10 protein-coding genes are annotated in these 15,367 nt (G+C 58.8%); 3 read left to right on the top strand and 7 right to left on the bottom strand.

The window, feature by feature from the left end; all coding sequences use genetic code 11:
• Nucleotides 1-10: 10 nt before the first annotated feature.
• The 3 genes from BBBR_RS04535 to gltB form a co-directional block, all read right to left on the bottom strand.
• On the bottom strand, nt 11-1,651 hold the full coding sequence (locus BBBR_RS04535) for a peptide ABC transporter substrate-binding protein (protein WP_003829287.1): 1,641 nt from the start codon (nt 1,649-1,651) through the stop codon (nt 11-13).
• A gap of 185 nt (nt 1,652-1,836) precedes the next feature.
• Nucleotides 1,837-3,372 carry a glutamate synthase subunit beta gene (locus BBBR_RS04530; protein WP_003829286.1) on the bottom strand — a complete coding sequence of 512 codons (1,536 nt, stop codon included), beginning with the start codon at nt 3,370-3,372 and terminating at the stop codon, nt 1,837-1,839.
• A 1-nt stretch (nt 3,373) separates the two neighbouring features.
• Nucleotides 3,374-7,945 carry a glutamate synthase large subunit gene (gene gltB / locus BBBR_RS04525; RefSeq protein WP_032738180.1) on the bottom strand — a complete coding sequence of 1,524 codons (4,572 nt, stop codon included), beginning with the start codon at nt 7,943-7,945 and terminating at the stop codon, nt 3,374-3,376.
• 268 nt (nt 7,946-8,213) lie between these two features.
• On the opposite strand from gltB, the gene BBBR_RS10290 reads away from it, so the two are divergent.
• Nucleotides 8,214-8,957 carry a substrate-binding domain-containing protein gene (locus BBBR_RS10290; protein WP_003829283.1) on the top strand — a complete coding sequence of 248 codons (744 nt, stop codon included), beginning with the start codon at nt 8,214-8,216 and terminating at the stop codon, nt 8,955-8,957.
• A 46-nt stretch (nt 8,958-9,003) separates the two neighbouring features.
• Here the strand turns inward: BBBR_RS10290 and BBBR_RS04515 are convergent, their stop codons facing one another.
• On the bottom strand, nt 9,004-10,032 hold the full coding sequence (locus tag BBBR_RS04515; RefSeq protein ID WP_003829282.1) for a LacI family DNA-binding transcriptional regulator: 1,029 nt from the start codon (nt 10,030-10,032) through the stop codon (nt 9,004-9,006).
• 238 nt (nt 10,033-10,270) lie between these two features.
• Between BBBR_RS04515 and BBBR_RS11200 the strand changes: the two genes are divergently transcribed.
• Nucleotides 10,271-10,399, top strand: a complete 129-nt coding sequence (locus tag BBBR_RS11200; protein ID WP_003829280.1) for a hypothetical protein — start codon at nt 10,271-10,273, stop codon at nt 10,397-10,399.
• A 344-nt stretch (nt 10,400-10,743) separates the two neighbouring features.
• Here the strand turns inward: BBBR_RS11200 and hemW are convergent, their stop codons facing one another.
• On the bottom strand, nt 10,744-12,057 hold the full coding sequence (gene hemW, locus BBBR_RS04510) for a radical SAM family heme chaperone HemW (RefSeq protein WP_003829278.1): 1,314 nt from the start codon (nt 12,055-12,057) through the stop codon (nt 10,744-10,746).
• Entirely contained in the window at nt 12,057-13,937 is a 1,881-nt protein-coding gene (gene lepA / locus BBBR_RS04505; protein ID WP_003829277.1) for a translation elongation factor 4, read from the bottom strand. Before lepA ends, hemW begins: the two co-directional genes overlap by 1 nt.
• 146 nt (nt 13,938-14,083) lie before the next feature.
• On the opposite strand from lepA, the gene rpsT reads away from it, so the two are divergent.
• Nucleotides 14,084-14,344, top strand: coding sequence for a 30S ribosomal protein S20 (gene rpsT / locus BBBR_RS04500; RefSeq protein WP_003829276.1), 261 nt, complete (start codon nt 14,084-14,086; stop codon nt 14,342-14,344).
• 208 nt (nt 14,345-14,552) lie between these two features.
• Here the strand turns inward: rpsT and BBBR_RS04495 are convergent, their stop codons facing one another.
• Complete coding sequence (locus BBBR_RS04495; RefSeq protein ID WP_003829275.1) at nt 14,553-15,323, bottom strand: trimeric intracellular cation channel family protein; 771 nt, start codon at nt 15,321-15,323, stop codon at nt 14,553-14,555.
• Between the last annotated feature and the right edge of the window lie 44 nt (nt 15,324-15,367).

Genomic DNA, 15,367 nt, shown 5'->3' with positions numbered 1-15,367 from the left:
TTATTACTTACTACTTCTTGGTCAGTGCGGTGAACACTGGGCCGCCACCGTAATCGAATTCAACGCCGGAGACCGCGGAGGTGCTGGCTGCGGTGGCATTCTGGTTCCACAACGGGATAGCCGGAAGGTCCTGCAGCAGAATCTCCTCACCTTGCTGATAATACTTGTCGGCTTCCTCGGTGGACGGGGCGGAAAGAGCCTTGTCCATCATGGCATCGAACTCGGGGTTCTTGTAGTTGCCGCTGTTGCCGCCCTTGCCGTCGGCCGAACTGGAATCGTACAGCTGTACCAGATAGTTGTCCGCGGATGGATAATCAGGGCCCCAACCACTGCGGTATGCGGAGGTCATCTTGCCCGAATCCACATTGGACAGGAATTCGTCGGAAGTGGACATCGGGATGCTCTTGGCATCGATATCCAGCGTGTTCTTGACGTAGTTGCAGATTGCCTCAACCCAGTTCTTCGCAGTGCCATCAGCATTGTATGCAATGCCGAACTCACCGCTCCACGGGGAGATGGCGTTGGCCTTGGCCCACAGTTCCTTAGCCTTCTTCGGGTTGTACTTCAGCACTTCATTGCCCTTAAGGTTCTTGGAGTAGGCGCTGATTGGCGCTGCAATGAAGTCAACGGCCGGCGTGGACGTGTTGTTGAAGATCTTCTCGGCGATGGTTTTGCGATCGATGGACATGGAAATGGCCTGACGACGCAGATTGCCTTCCTCATTCTGGCCGAAGTGGTCAAGCCATTCCGGAATGGTGAAGGTGAGGGTGTTGCCACCGGGCTGATTGTAAGCCTTGATTGACTTATCGGACTGGAAGGTCTTCAGTGCGGTGGATGGGATGGCGTGAGTGAAGTCCAGGTTGCCGCCGCGCAAATCAGCGTAGGCGGAGTCCGGAGATGTGTAAATCATGAAGTCAAGGCCATCGTTCTTGGCCACACGATTGCCCTTGTAGTCAGGGTTCTTGACCATCTTGATGCTGCGGTTATGGCTCCAGGAAACAAACTTGTACGGGCCGTTGCCAACCGGGTTCTCACCGAACTTCTTCGGATCCTTGAACGCGGATTCCGGAAGCGGCATGTACGCGTGGCTGCCGGACTTGACCGGGAATGCGGAATCAGGCTGGCTGAGCTTCACATCGATGGTGTAATCGTCCACAACCTTCAGACCGGAGAGCGTTGCGCTCGGGTCAACATTCGACTTCTGCAAATCGTCATAACCCTGAATGGTGCTGAAGAAGCTGGCGCTACCCTGCTTGTTGGCACTGTTGGCGGTGTAGTTCCAGGCATCAACGAATGAATGAGCGGTGACCGGCGTGCCGTCGGTGAACTTCCATCCCTTCTTAATCTTGATGACGTAATGCGTGGCATTGTCGCTGGAGGTGATGCTCTCAGCCACCTCGTTGTGAATGCCGCCCTTGGTATCATAAGTAACCAAGCCTGCAAACAGCTGATCGACGACCTTGCCGCCGCCTGCCTCGGTCACAGCGCCTGGGAACAGCGGGTGTGCCGGTTCGCTGCCGTAGACGGAAATGATATTGGAGCCTGACGTGCTGCTGGCATTGCTGAATGAACCAGTCGATCCGCAACCGCTGAGCAGCATGACGATAGCCGCTCCGGCCGCAACCAATGAGGTGATGTGGCGTATTTTCATAATTCTCTCCCACAGTGTTGTTGTCGCGTTGTAGCGACGAAAGCCACCATAGGAGCTTCATATTAACCATGTATGCAATATTCTCGAAATATAGACATTACTTAAGGATTAAGGCAATCTTTAATCCAAGAAACGCGAAAATCCCCTCCAAAGAGGGGATTTTCATACTTTTGTTAGGAAAGTATTCAGCGAGGCAGCATCATGGGGCGCTGGCTGGCCTTGATGGGGGCCGGCAGCTCGCTCTTTTCCTTGGTGAGGTACTCGTCCACAGCGGAGGCGCAGGAGCGGCCTTCGGCGATGGCCCAGACCACGAGGCTCTGCCCACGGCCGGCATCACCGCACACGAACACGCCGTCCTGGGAGGTGGCGAACTTGTCGTTACGGGCGATGTTGCCACGCTTGTCGAGTTCGACAGGCATCTGCTCGAGGATGGTCTCGGTGTCCGGGTGCAGGAAGCCCACGGAGATGAGGACCAGATCGGCCGGCAGCACGCGCTCAGTGCCGGGCTGGCGGGTGAACGGACCGTTCTCGCCGGGGGCCACGGAGACAACCTTCAGGCCGGTGACGTGACCGCGCTCGTCGGCCACGAAGCCTTCGGCAGTGGTCGAGTTCTCGATGTTGACCTTGGCCTTCTCTTCTTCGGTGCCCTCGAAATTCACGGAATCGGTCGAGTAGATGTACTCGCCGCCCTCTTCCATGGAGGAGGTCTTCTGGTAGGTGCGGGCGAAGGTCGGCCACGGGCTGTTATCCGGGCGAGAGGTCGGCTCTTTCGGCATGATCTGCAGCACGGTAACGTCCTTCGCACCCTGACGGATGGAGGTACCGAGGCAGTCGGAACCGGTGTCGCCACCGCCGATGATCACCACGTGCTTGTCCTTGGCGGTGATATCGTGCACCGGCTTGACACCGAAGATACGACGGGTGGCGTCCGGCAGGAAGTCAAGGGCGAAGTGAATGCCGTCGAGTTCACGGCCCGGAATCTTCATGTCGCGCGGCACGCGAGAGCCGATGGCCACCACGACGGCGTCGTAACGGTCACGCAAATCATCCCACGTGATGTCCTTGCCGATTTCCACATTGGTGCGGAAGCGGGTGCCCTCGGCCTCCATCTGCTTGACGCGGCGGTCGAGCAGGCCCTTTTCGAGCTTGAAGTTCGGGATGCCGTAACGCATCAGACCACCAATGGCATCGTCCTTCTCATAGACGACGACAGTGTGGCCGGCGCGGGTGAGCTGCTGTGCGGCGGCGAGGCCAGCAGGGCCGGAGCCGACGACGGCAACCGTCTGGTCGGTCAGACGCTGCGGCGGCAGCGGCTTGACGTAGTCCAAATCCCATGCCTGATCGATGATGGTCTGCTCGTCCAGCTTAATCATAGTCGGCGGCTGGTGGATGCCAAGCACGCAGGACTGCTCGCACAGGGCCGGGCAGATACGACCGGTGACTTCAGGGAAGTTGTTGGTCATGGACAGACGGTTGTACGCGTCCTCCCACTTGCCCTGACGGACCAGATCGTTCCACTCAGGAATCAGGTTGCCCAGCGGGCAGCCGGTCATGCAGAACGGGGTGCCACAGTCCATGCAGCGGGCCGCCTGTTCTTGGGTCCACGGCTGCACGCCTGACTCGGCGTGGACGTCAAACCAGTCCTTGATACGCTCCTCAACAGGACGCTCGGCCAGCTCCCGGCGAGTACGGACCTTCAGAAATCCTCTCGGGTCGCCCATGTCAGCGCGCTCCTTCCATAACCTGCTCGTACACCTTTTCCCAGGCGCCGGGCGCATTGAAATCTACATTGTTGGCCTTGGCTTCTTCCATGGCCTTGGTCATGGCCACGAACTGCTTCGGCACCACGTGCGTGAATCGCTTCACAGTCTCGTTCCAGTCCTCAAGCAGAGCAGCGGCGAACTGCGAGCAGGTCTCCTCGGCGTGCTGCTTGACCAGGTCGTACACCACCTTTGCAGTTTCGGAGTTCAGGGACTCGAAGAGCAGTGCACCGGACTTGATGGCACCCGGGTTGACCTTCTTCATATCGAGGTCAAGCACATAAGTGTTACCGCCGGAGAAGCCTGCACCGAAGTTGCGTCCGGTGGGGCCGAGCACCACAACAGTGCCGCCGGTCATGTACTCGCAGCCGTGGTCGCCCACGCCTTCGACCACAAACGTGGCACCGCCGTTACGAACGCCGAAACGTTCGCCGGCGCGACCAGCCACGAACATCTGGCCGGAAGTGGCACCGAAGCCGGTGACGTTGCCTGCAATGACGTTGTCATGCTTATCAAAGGTGACGCTATCTTCCGGGCGCACGATCATGCGACCGCCGGACAGGCCCTTGCCGGCGTAGTCGTTGACTTCGCCGTAGATGCGCATGGTCTCGCCGCGCGGGATGAACGCACCGATGGACTGGCCTCCGGAACCATGCAGGGTCATGTCGATGGTGTCGTCCGGCAGACCTTCCTCGCCGTAGCGGCGGGTGATCTCGTAGCCGACCATGGTGCCGACCGTACGGTTGACGTTGCGAATCGGCATTTCGATGCGCACGGGCTCCTTGCGTTCGAGGGCCGGCCGGGCAAGTTCGATGAGCTTGTTGTCCAGCGCCTTCTCCAGCTCGTGGTTCTGCTCGATGGTCTGGTGCAGGATCGTGCCGGGTACCGGACCAGCCTGCTTGAGCACGTTGGTCAGGTCGATGCCGCCGGACTTCCAGCGCTTGATGGCCTCGTCCTGATCCAGGCACTCAACGTGGCCGATGGCCTCCTCAAGAGTCCTGAAGCCGAGCTGGGCGAGAATCTCGCGCACCTCCTCAGCGATGAACATGAAGAAGTTGACCACATGCTCAGGCTTGCCACGGAAACGAGCGCGCAGCTCAGGATCCTGGGTGGCAATGCCCTGCGGGCAGGTGTTCTTCTGGCAGGCGCGCATCATGACGCAGCCTTCCACGATCAGGGCTGCGGTAGCGAAGCCGAATTCCTCGGCACCAAGCAGGGCGGCGATGACCACGTCACGACCGGTCTTGAGCTCGCCGTCGCACTGGACGACGATGCGGGAGCGCAGACCGTTCAGGATTAGCGTCTGCTGGGTTTCGGACAGGCCGATCTCCCACGGGGTGCCGGCGTGCTTGATGGCGTTGAGCGGGGCTGCACCCGTACCGCCGTCATAGCCGGAGATAAGCACCACGTCGGCATGGCACTTGGCCACACCTGCGGCGATGGTGCCGACGCCGAACTCGGAAACGAGCTTGACGTGGATACGTGCCTTCGGGTTGGCCATCTTCGCATCGTTGATCAGCTGCTTCAGATCCTCGATGGAGTAGATGTCGTGGTGCGGCGGCGGGGAGATGAGTTCCACGCCCGGGGTGGCGTGGCGAACCTTGGCAATCCACGGCGGAACCTTGGCTCCAGGTAGGTGGCCGCCCTCACCAGGCTTGGCGCCCTGGGCGAGCTTGATCTGCAAATCGGTGGCGTGTACCAGGTAATCAGAGGTGACGCCGAAACGTGCGGATGCGATCTGCTTGATGCGGCTGTAACGCTGCGGATCGTTGATACGGTCGTCGGATTCGCCGCCCTCGCCGGAGTTGGAGCGTGCGCCAATCGAGTTCATGGCGATGGCGAGCGTCTCGTGGGCTTCCTGCGAGATGGAACCGTAGCTCATGGCACCGGTGGAGAAGCGCTTGACGATTTCGGTGGCCGGCTCGACTTCGGAGATGTCGATGGGCTTGCGGTTGTTGTTGAACTTCATCAGGCCGCGCAGGGTCATGAGTCGGTTCGACGTGTCGTTGATGTGGTGCGAATACTTCTTGAACATCTGGTAGTCGCCACGGTGGGTCGACTGCTGGAGCAGGAAGATGGCCTCGGGATCGTTCAGGTGGTCCTCGCCGGTACGACGCCACTTGTAATCGCCGCCAGTGCGCAGGTTGCGGTGCGGGGATGCGCTCCACTGGTTCGGGTAGGCCACGTGGTGACGAATGGCCACTTCTTCGGCGATCTCGTCAAGGCCCACGCCACCCACACGGGAGGTGGTGCCGGTGAAGTATTCGTCGATGACTTCCTTGCTCAGGCCCACGGCTTCGAACAGCTGTGCGCCACGGTAGCTCATGATGGTGGAGACGCCCATCTTGGACATGATCTTGAGCACGCCGGTGGACAGGGCCTTGGTGAGGTTCTTGACGGCGGTGTCCGCGTCGACCTTGAGGTAGCCGTTGCGGGCCAGGTCTTCCACGGATTCGAATGCCAGGTACGGGTTCACGCAGGCGGCACCGTAGGCGATGAGCAGCGCGACATGGTGAATCTCGCGCACGTCGCCGGCCTCGACGGCCATGGAGATTTGCGTACGGGTGTGGCGGCGCAACAGGTGGTGCTGCACGGCGGAGGTCAGCAGCAGGGACGGAATCGGGCCCCAGGTGTGGTTGGATTCACGATCGGACAGGACGATGAAGTTCTTGCCGTTATCAATGGCCTCGTCGATTTCGGCGAAGATCTCGTCAAGACGCTCCTGGAGGGCCTTGCCGCCGCCGGCGACCTGGTACAGGCCCTTGACCACGTACGGACGGTAGTAGCCGCCGAGGATACGGGCCCTGTCAAGTCGCTTGAGCTGGGCCATCTCATCAGAGTTGACCACGGGCAGCGGAATCAGAATCTTCTTGGCGTGCAGTTCGGAATCGGACAGCAGGTTCGGTTCAGGGCCGATGGCGGATTCAAGCGAGGTGACGATTTCCTCACGCTCCCAATCCAGCGGCGGATTGGTGACCTGCGCGAACTTCTGGGTGAAGTAGTCGAACAGCATGCGGCTGCGGCTGGACAAGGCCGGCATCGGGGTGTCGTTACCCATGGAACCGAGCGGTTCCTTACCGGTGTTGGCCATCGGGGTGAGCAGCAGCTTCAGATCCTCTTCGGTGTAGCCGAAGGCGCGCTGACGGCGCTGGACGGACTGTCCGGAGTGGCTCACGTGCTCGCGGCGGGGCAGGTCGCTCATCTCGACCGAGTTGCCTTCCACCCACTTGCGGTACGGGTGCTGGGAGGCGAGGGTCTTCTTGATCTCCTCATCGGGAATGATGCGGCCTTCGGCGGTGTCGACTAGGAACATCTTACCGGGCTCAAGACGGCCCTTGGACACGATGTGTTCCTGCTCGATTTCCGGAATCACGCCGGCCTCGGAGGCCAGCACGATGTAGCCGTCGTCGGTGAGCTGCCAGCGGCCGGGGCGGAAGCCGTTACGGTCAAGCAGTGCACCCACCTGAGTGCCGTCGGTGAAGACGATGTCGGCCGGGCCGTCCCAAGGCTCAATCAGCGTATTGTTGTACTCGTAGAAGGCGCGCACGTCCGGGTCGAGGTCGGGGTTCTTCTCCCACGCCGGCGGCAGCATCATGCAGATGGCGTGCGGCAGGGAACGGCCGGCGAGATGCAGCAGTTCGAGACACTCGTCGAAGGTGCCGGAATCGGAGTAGCCCGGGGTGGTGATGGGCAGCAGCGGCTCGAACTCGCCGAGCAATTCGCTGCTCAGGCGACCTTCACGGGCGGAGAGCCAGTTGCGGTTGCCCTGGATAGTGTTGATCTCACCGTTGTGGGCCAGCAGGCGGAACGGCTGAGCCAGCGGCCAGCTCGGGAACGTGTTGGTGGAGAAGCGGGAGTGGACGATGGCGATGGTGGCCTTCATGCGCTCGTCGTTCAGATCCTCGAAGAAGTGAGTGAGCTGCATGGTGGTGAGCATGCCCTTGTACGTAATGGTACGGGCGGACAGGGAAGCGAAGTAGACGCCTACCTCATGCTCGACGCGCTTGCGGATGCGGAAGGTCTTGCGATCCAAGTCCACGCCGGCCAGAGCACCGTCCGGAGAGGCGACCACGAGAGTCTTGAATCCCGGCATGGCGGCAAGGGCCTGCAGGCCAAGGCCGTCCGGGTTGGTGGGCACTACTCGCCAGGCGAGAACTTCAAGGCCTTCCTCGCGCACGATTTTGGCGATGGCCTGTTCCTGCTGACCGGAGGTTTCGATATCGCGGTCAAGGAAAGCGATGCCTGCGGCATAGTGACCGGCTTCCGGCAGTTCGGCGGGCACAGTGGCACGCATGAACTCATCCGGCATGCTCATCAGGATGCCTGCGCCATCACCGGTGTTCTCCTCGGCGCCGACGGCACCACGGTGATCGAGGTTGACCAGCACCTCGATGGCGTCGGTGACGATCTTGCGCTCGGGGCGCTTGTTCAAAGTGGTGACCATACCCACACCACAGGCGTCATGCTCATTGGAGGGGTCATACATACCGTCCGGAGCGTGGACCGTGAGATCGAGCGGGGCTTTGAATGTCACCGAAATCACCTCAATTGCTTGTGGGCACGTAAGGGAATCGTGCCTCTTCGTTCATTGCTGTTGACACAGTACCGTTGCGTCATGTCATTTACGTTTCGCGTGTCCATATACCGAGTCGCCATAAAAGTCAATAGTGATTCTCAAGCAATCTGTTATAGCCAATTATGGGGTGTTTCGGGCGTTTTAGCTCGCAATGTCTACTAGACCACAAAAAATTCGACACAGAAACGTCCGTATTGTGAACAGCAATCAACAGTTCGCTCAATGAATGTCGAGCAAACCGACGGAGGTGATCGCCGTCATACTGCATCATCATGTGCAGGCCGGTCACGAGGAACAGGTGCTACATCATGGTTCAGGCAAGCCGGTATTGGTCATCGGTAATCGCGAATCGTTTGTCAACATCAACTCCATGGATACTATATGCGCGCGAGGCGCAGCGGCGGCAGCGGAGCCTCTATGGCAGGCCGGCTGCCGGCGCTTCTTTGTACTGGGAGCGCCACACCCTGATGAGCAAAACACCAAGCGGAACGGCAATGGCAACGGCTTCGGTCCGCGACGACTGACCGCAATTCCGCAGACGCTGAATCGGCATGGCATCACGATTCCGCCGAACCAATGCATTGATTGCGAACGCACACTCGAAGGCGGGCGCGAGGCTGCGTGGCGATTGCTTGATCGCGAGTTCCAGACTGCACCGCCAACCCCAGAATGCGGCATCTTGTGTTTGTCCGATACCATCGCGATCGGCGCATTGCACGAGCTGATGGAGCACGGCATCCGCATACCTGAGCACGCTAAGCTCATGGGATTCGACGGTATCCCGTTCTCCGAATGCACTAATCCCGCCATCAGTACCGTGGCAATGGACGTTCCGGCCATGACGCGCACGGTCATCGATCGGATGGTTGACATGATTGGATCCGCAGCGCGTCACGAGCTGCCGCCTAACGCCATGCACGATCACATTCGATTCCAGGTGATACCGCGCACGTCAAGCGCGAATATCTAACTCTGCAGCGCAGAGCAAGTAGTAATCGGGAAAAACCCCAGACCCTTCAGATCTCTCGTTCGGAAGCGCGTAGGCAAGGCTGCCCCTGCACTACTTCAATCTGGGAAGGTGGCATGTCGGCACCCATACGCTTGGCCTGAATCTGCTCAAACAGCATGCGGAATGACCGCTCCCCCATGTCCAAGAAATTCTGGGTATAGCTGGTCAGAGAGGGTTCCCATAGGGCACCGAAATTACGATCGTCGAATCCGACCACGCTGACATCATCCGGCACACGTCGACCGGTTTCTCGCAAACCACGAATCACAGCGATCGCGGTTTCGTCACTGTCGGCAAAAATCGCGGTCGCCTCGCCACGACGGCCGAGTTCATGCCCTGCCTTGACGGCCTTCTCCAGATTGCCGTCGGATACAACAATGGGTTCGGGAGCCTCAATCCCCCGCTCCTCCAACGCATCTTTCCATCCATTGGCACGGGTGTTGTCAGTAGCTCCTTGCACCCGTCCAACGTAGAAGACGGTTTTGTGGCCGAGATCCAACAGGTGCATGGTCATCCAACGACCACCATCTCGTTCGGCGTTGATGATCTGGTAGTCGCCGTCGCCGAAACTGCCGCCGACCACGACCTTCGGCATATCCTTGGGAATATAGTCAAGTGCCGCGATACCGGCCTGATCGTATTCGTAAACAACCACTCCAGCCGGTCTGATCGACAGACCCATGCGCACACGTGCCTCGACGGATTCCATGTCGGATTCATCCAGGGACACGATGTTGAGCAGGAATCGACGTTTGCGGGCGGCGGCCTCAACGCCATGATTCGTTTCGGAGGTGGAAAAGGCGGCGGGATTGGCAGCGAATACCACTACCGAATCCATTTCCCGGTTCGACAAGGCACGGGCCACGATGCTGGGTTCATAGCCCAGTTCCTTGATGGCTTTGGCGATGCGCGCACGCCTGTCCTCGGTCACATTGACCGTGCCATTGAGATAACGAGACACCGTGGGAGCTGAAACTCCAGCCAGCTTGGCCACGTCTTTGATTACCGGACGAGTGCGTCCCGTACTTCTCGCCATTGTTTTCGAGCCCCCATTGTTCGCCGACTCGTCTCAGTCGTTACGCTTCTCATACAAATGTACACGCAAGACAACGGGTGCTGACTCCGTAGCATGCGCGGAACCAGCGAGAAACACCGAAGGTTGGCCGTATCTCTTGCATTCGTCATTGATATGCGTTATTCTGAAACCGGTTTCAGAAAGAAGCCAAAGAAATAAATCAAAGCTGCAAGGCTTTGACCAATGAAAGGAAACAGCCATGTCCTTCAAGGATTCCATGATTCGCGGTTTCGCTATGTACGGTCTGAGCTCCATGAGCCAGTGCGGTCACGCCAGCTCCAAGGTGTTCGTTGACCTCATGAAGGGTGACGACAAGGACGCTCGCTGAATCACTTCAGCACAGCGTTCCATATGAGATTGCACGTTATTAATGAGCGTCAATCCCCCGGCGTCAATTCGCCAATTCGATAATTGAATATCGCAATAACTGAACGATAACCGGACAACGGTGTCCATATATATACTTTTCTATTTCTTAGTAATTGTGAATTTCTCCAACCGGCATCTTCATTTCGCTACGCCGACTCCGCCCTATGAATCGGTAAGCAAGAAATCTCCTGCTATGAAAAAGACATCCGACAATTGATACCACTGTAATCAGAGGCAAGCCATGGCGTTGGCAATGGCATCCGTGATTCTCCCCTGATTCCACTGCAATCGAGGACGAGCCGGTCAGATGCCGGCAAGGCCGAAGAACCGTTCGATAACCGAATCATTGAGCAGGCGCCCTCGGCGGGTGGGGATGACACGATTGCCGGATATGGTGATCAGACCTTCGTCAACCATCGGCCGAAGCGGATCGACGGCAATGGTCTGCCATGAAGTGTTCTCGTTGGCTGCGATGGCCTGATTGATGCGGCCGAGGTCAAGGCCTTCGCGCAAACGCAGGCCAAGCATGATGAGCTCTTCGAGGTTCTCCTCCGCAGTGATTGCCTCGCTATCGGCCCACGGTATGCGATGCTCGTTGATGGCAGTTCCCCACAGTCGCGGGTGCGCAATATCCCAGCTGCGCAGGCCGTGGGAGACGGGAACCACCCCCAGTCCGGCTTCCGCCGGACAGCCCCCGCCAGCGGGGGCGATGGCCTCGGTTGTGCCCCCGCTGGCGGGGGCTGTCAGCAAAGCTGACTGGGGGCGGTCAATCTCAGTCACATTGTTGTAATGAGAATGAGCACCCGGCCCTACGCCAGCCCAGTCGACATTGCGCCAGTAGCCTAGGTTGTGCTGGCTTTCGTATCCGGGGCGGGCCCAGTTGGAGACCTCATACCATTCGAGGCCGGCGGCGGCGAACAGGTCGTCAGCGATCTCGTATTTAGCGGCCTCGTCATCGTCATTGGGTTTGGGCAACGTGCCGGCGGCAATCTGACGGCCCATTTTCGTGGTCGGCTCCACGGTCAGTGCGTAGGCGGAGATGTGGTTCACGCCAAGATCGATGGCGGCCGTAACCGAGGTACGCCAATCGTCAAGGCTCTCCCCCGGAGCGCCGTAAATCAAATCCACGCTTGAGCGCAGCCCAGCCTTGTTCGCCGCATTGACGCCTGCGGCCACATTGGCCGGCGTATGTGTGCGGTCGAGAGTCTTGAGCACATGTGGTACGGCGGACTGCATACCGAAGGAAACACGGGTGAAGCCGCCGGCTGCGAGCTCATTGATGTAATACTCGTTGACGGTGTCCGGATTGGCTTCGGTAGTGATTTCCGCGTTGGACGCGATACCCCAAGTCTTGCGGATAGCATCCAGCATGGCTACCAAGTCACGAGCGGCAAGAATCGTGGGTGTACCACCCCCGAAGAATACGGTAGAAACCGGCGGCTCCGCGATGCCGTGATCGAGCTGCCATTGCTTGGTCGATTTCATTTCCCGAATGACCATATTGGCATAGTTGCCGCGCGAGGCCCCCGCACCAAGATCCGTAGCCGTGTAGGTGTTGAAGTCGCAGTAACCGCAGCGCCGCAAGCAGAACGGGACGTGGATGTAGACCTCGAACACTAGCCCTCGGTCTTCTGAGCGGCGCGGATCTTGTCTTTGGTGTCGCGGTCGTTGGAGTCCTCGCCGGTGGACAGGGCTGCGATGAACGCCTCCTGCGGCACCTCCACATGGCCGAGCATCTTCATGCGCTTCTTACCGGCCTTCTGCTTTTCGAGCAGCTTGCGCTTACGGGTGATATCGCCGCCGTAGCACTTGGCGAGCACGTCCTTGCGCAGGGCGCGAATGTTCTCGCGGGCGATGATGCGCGAACCGATTGCGGCCTGAATTGGAATCTCGAACTGCTGACGCGGAATCAGGCCACGCAGCTTCTTGGTCATCATCACGCCGTAGCTGTAGGCCTTGTCGCGGTGCACGATGGCGCTGAATGCGTCCACCTTCTCACCCTGGATGAGAATGTCCACCTTGACCAGGTCGGCGGACTGCTCGCCGTCCTCATGATAATCAAGGGAGGCGTAGCCTTTGGTACGGGACTTCAGCTGATCGAAGAAATCGAACACGATTTCAGCCAGCGGAATGCGGTAATGCATTTCCACGCGCTCGGTGGAAATGTACTCCATCGTGCCCATAATGCCGCGATGGTCCTGGCACAGATCCATCACCGCGCCAATGAATTCCTTCGGCGTGATGATGTCGGCGGCAACCATCGGCTCGACGATCTTCTTGATCTTGCCGTCCGGGAACTCGCTCGGGTTAGTCACGTGGTGTTCGCTACCATCCTCGGCGGTCACGTCGTAGGTGACGTTCGGAGCGGTCTGGATAAGGTCGAGGCCGAATTCGCGTGACAGTCGTTCGTTGACGATTTCCATGTGCAACAGACCCAGGAAGCCGCAGCGGAAGCCGAAGCCCAGCGCCACGGAGGTTTCCGGCGTGTAGATCAGGGCGGCGTCGTTGAGCTTGAGCTTGTCGAGCGCGTCGCGCAGTTCGGGGAACTGGGCGTTGTCGATCGGGAACAAGCCGGCATAGACCATCGGCTTGGGGTCGCGGTAGCCGGGCAGCGGCTCGGCGGCCGGGCGGACGGCCGAGGTCAGGGTGTCGCCCACCTTGGACTGGCTCACATCTTTCGCACCGGTGATGATGTAGCCGACTTCACCGGCGCCAAGTGCCTTGGTACGGGTCATGTCGGGGCTGATCACGCCGATTTCGATCGGATCGTGGGTCATGCCGATGCCCATCATGTGCACTTTTTCACGGTCGCGCAGTTCGCCGTCTTCCATACGAATATAGGTGACGATGCCACGGTAGGAGTCGTAGACGGAATCAAAGATAAGCGCGCGGGCGGGCGCTTCGGGATCGCCGTGCGGAGCAGGCACATCCATGACGATCTGGTCAAGTAAATCGGCCACGCCTTCGCCTGTCTTGCCAGAGACGCGCAGCACGTCGCTTGGCTCGCAACCGATCAGGCCGGCGATTTCCTCGGCGTGCTTGTCCGGTTCGGCGGACGGCAAATCGATTTTGTTGAGCACGGGGATGATGGCCAAATCATGGTCGATGGCCATGTACAGGTTGGACAGGGTCTGCGCCTCGATGCCCTGGGTCGCATCGACGAGCAGCACCGCACCCTCGCACGCGGCCAACGCACGGGACACCTCGTAGGTGAAGTCCACGTGACCGGGGGTGTCAATCATGCCGAGCGTGTATTCGGTGCCATCGAAGGTCCACGGCACGCGTACGGCCTGGGATTTGATGGTGATGCCGCGCTCCTGCTCGATATCCATACGGTCAAGGAAGCGGTCGCGCATCTCACGCTCAGGCACGATGCCGCTCAGCTGCAGGATGCGGTCGGCCACGGTGGACTTGCCGTGATCGATGTGCGCAATAATACAGAAGTTGCGAATCACCGACTGATCGGTGGAACCCGGCTGATTGTGTTGGACGACCAACGCATTCCTCCTCTTGGCATATACTCAAACTTCACCTAGTGTAGCCGAGGGACTGTATTCGGCGTGGCATTGCACGGGTTTTTCCGGGGCACATGCTATCCTCTTTTATTTGTATGTCCTTATAACACACATCGTTTGGAGTAAACGTGGCAAACATTAAGTCGCAGAAGAAGCGCGTGCTCACCAATGAGAAGGCGCACCTTCGCAACGTGGCTGTGAAGACCGGCCTGAAGACCGCCATCCGCGCCACCCGCGAAGCCATCGCCGCCGGTGACAAGGCTGCCGCCGAGGCCGCCTACAAGGTTGCCGCCCAGAAGCTCGACAAGGCTGCTGGCGCTGGCGTGATCCACAAGAACCAGGCCGCCAACCGCAAGTCCGGCCTCGCTGTTGCGATCAACGCTCTGTGAGCATAAACCTCTTGAGGTTTTAGAAGGTCCCGCAAGTCATGTGATTTGCGGGACTTTTTGTATCTCCGTTCAAAGAGGTACATTGACATTCTTGCGAAATGATATCTCCGTTCAAAGAGGTACCGAATACGGAAAACCCAAGTATAAACACCGTCATTGCAACACTTATACTCAACGTTTCGTGCTTTAGACACCTCTTTGAAGGCAGTTAGCCCTGAGATAGCCTTGAACCATCCTGAGGCGTATCCTCATCATCCACGGTATTAGCGTTACCTCGGCCACCTGATTGCTGAATATGCCGATTTTCGCTAGGCAAATACACATGTCGCCGTTCGATGGCACCGGGCAAGGTGACATTGAAACCGACCGAAAGCAGTCGCAATGCCACCACAATGATGACAATCAGCACATCAAGCAGCATTTCCGAGCGCATATCAAACCAGCCGTATCTCACGCCACGCCATACCAGTACGGTCAGAATGCAGCCGATGAACGAAGGTACGGCATAGAGATGCTTATCACGAATAATCATCGGTACGTCACCGATGAAGAGATCTCGAATAAGGCCACCGGCGAGAGCGGTGAACATGCCGAGGAATACGGCGGTCATGCCTGAAGATCCGTAGGCCAGTGCCTTGGCAGTGCCGTTGACCGCGAACAGACCGAGGCCCAAGGCATCGATGACAGTCATCGTCCATTTGAGTTTGGTGATTTCCGGATGAGCCACCACCGCGATGACGCCAGAGAACAGCGTGGTGAGTACATACCCTTTATCGGTGATGCCGACCGGAGGCAGAGCACCGAGCATCACATCGCGCACGAGACCTCCGCCGAGTGCAGTCAGCCAGCCGCACAGCATAATGGTGAAGATGTCATAGCCCTTGCGAATGGCGGCAAGTCCGCCGGACAGTCCCCAACACAAAATAGCGAGGTAGTCGATGACCACAAAAACGATGTTGTTCTCCAACGCCACCTGCATGAGCCGCTCCCCTCTTGTACCACTTCGGTTCGTCTCAGTCCGTC

This window comes from Bifidobacterium breve DSM 20213 = JCM 1192, from assembly GCF_001025175.1.
GTDB lineage: Bacteria > Actinomycetota > Actinomycetes > Actinomycetales > Bifidobacteriaceae > Bifidobacterium > Bifidobacterium breve.
The sequence above is the reverse complement of the archived record's forward strand: the minus strand, read 5'-3'. Positions and strand labels throughout refer to the sequence as shown.

What these genes read in the sequence shown, in the direction of transcription:
- BBBR_RS04515 (WP_003829282.1), bottom strand. Translation starts at nt 10,032, where the DNA reads ATGGCGAGAAGTACGGGACGCACTCGTCCGGTAATCAAAGACGTGGCC.
- BBBR_RS04530 (WP_003829286.1), bottom strand. Translation starts at nt 3,372, where the DNA reads ATGGGCGACCCGAGAGGATTTCTGAAGGTCCGTACTCGCCGGGAGCTG.
- BBBR_RS11200 (WP_003829280.1), top strand. Translation starts at nt 10,271, where the DNA reads ATGTCCTTCAAGGATTCCATGATTCGCGGTTTCGCTATGTACGGTCTG.
- BBBR_RS04535 (WP_003829287.1), bottom strand. Translation starts at nt 1,651, where the DNA reads ATGAAAATACGCCACATCACCTCATTGGTTGCGGCCGGAGCGGCTATC.
- BBBR_RS04495 (WP_003829275.1), bottom strand. Translation starts at nt 15,323, where the DNA reads ATGCAGGTGGCGTTGGAGAACAACATCGTTTTTGTGGTCATCGACTAC.
- BBBR_RS10290 (WP_003829283.1), top strand. Translation starts at nt 8,214, where the DNA reads ATGTCGAGCAAACCGACGGAGGTGATCGCCGTCATACTGCATCATCAT.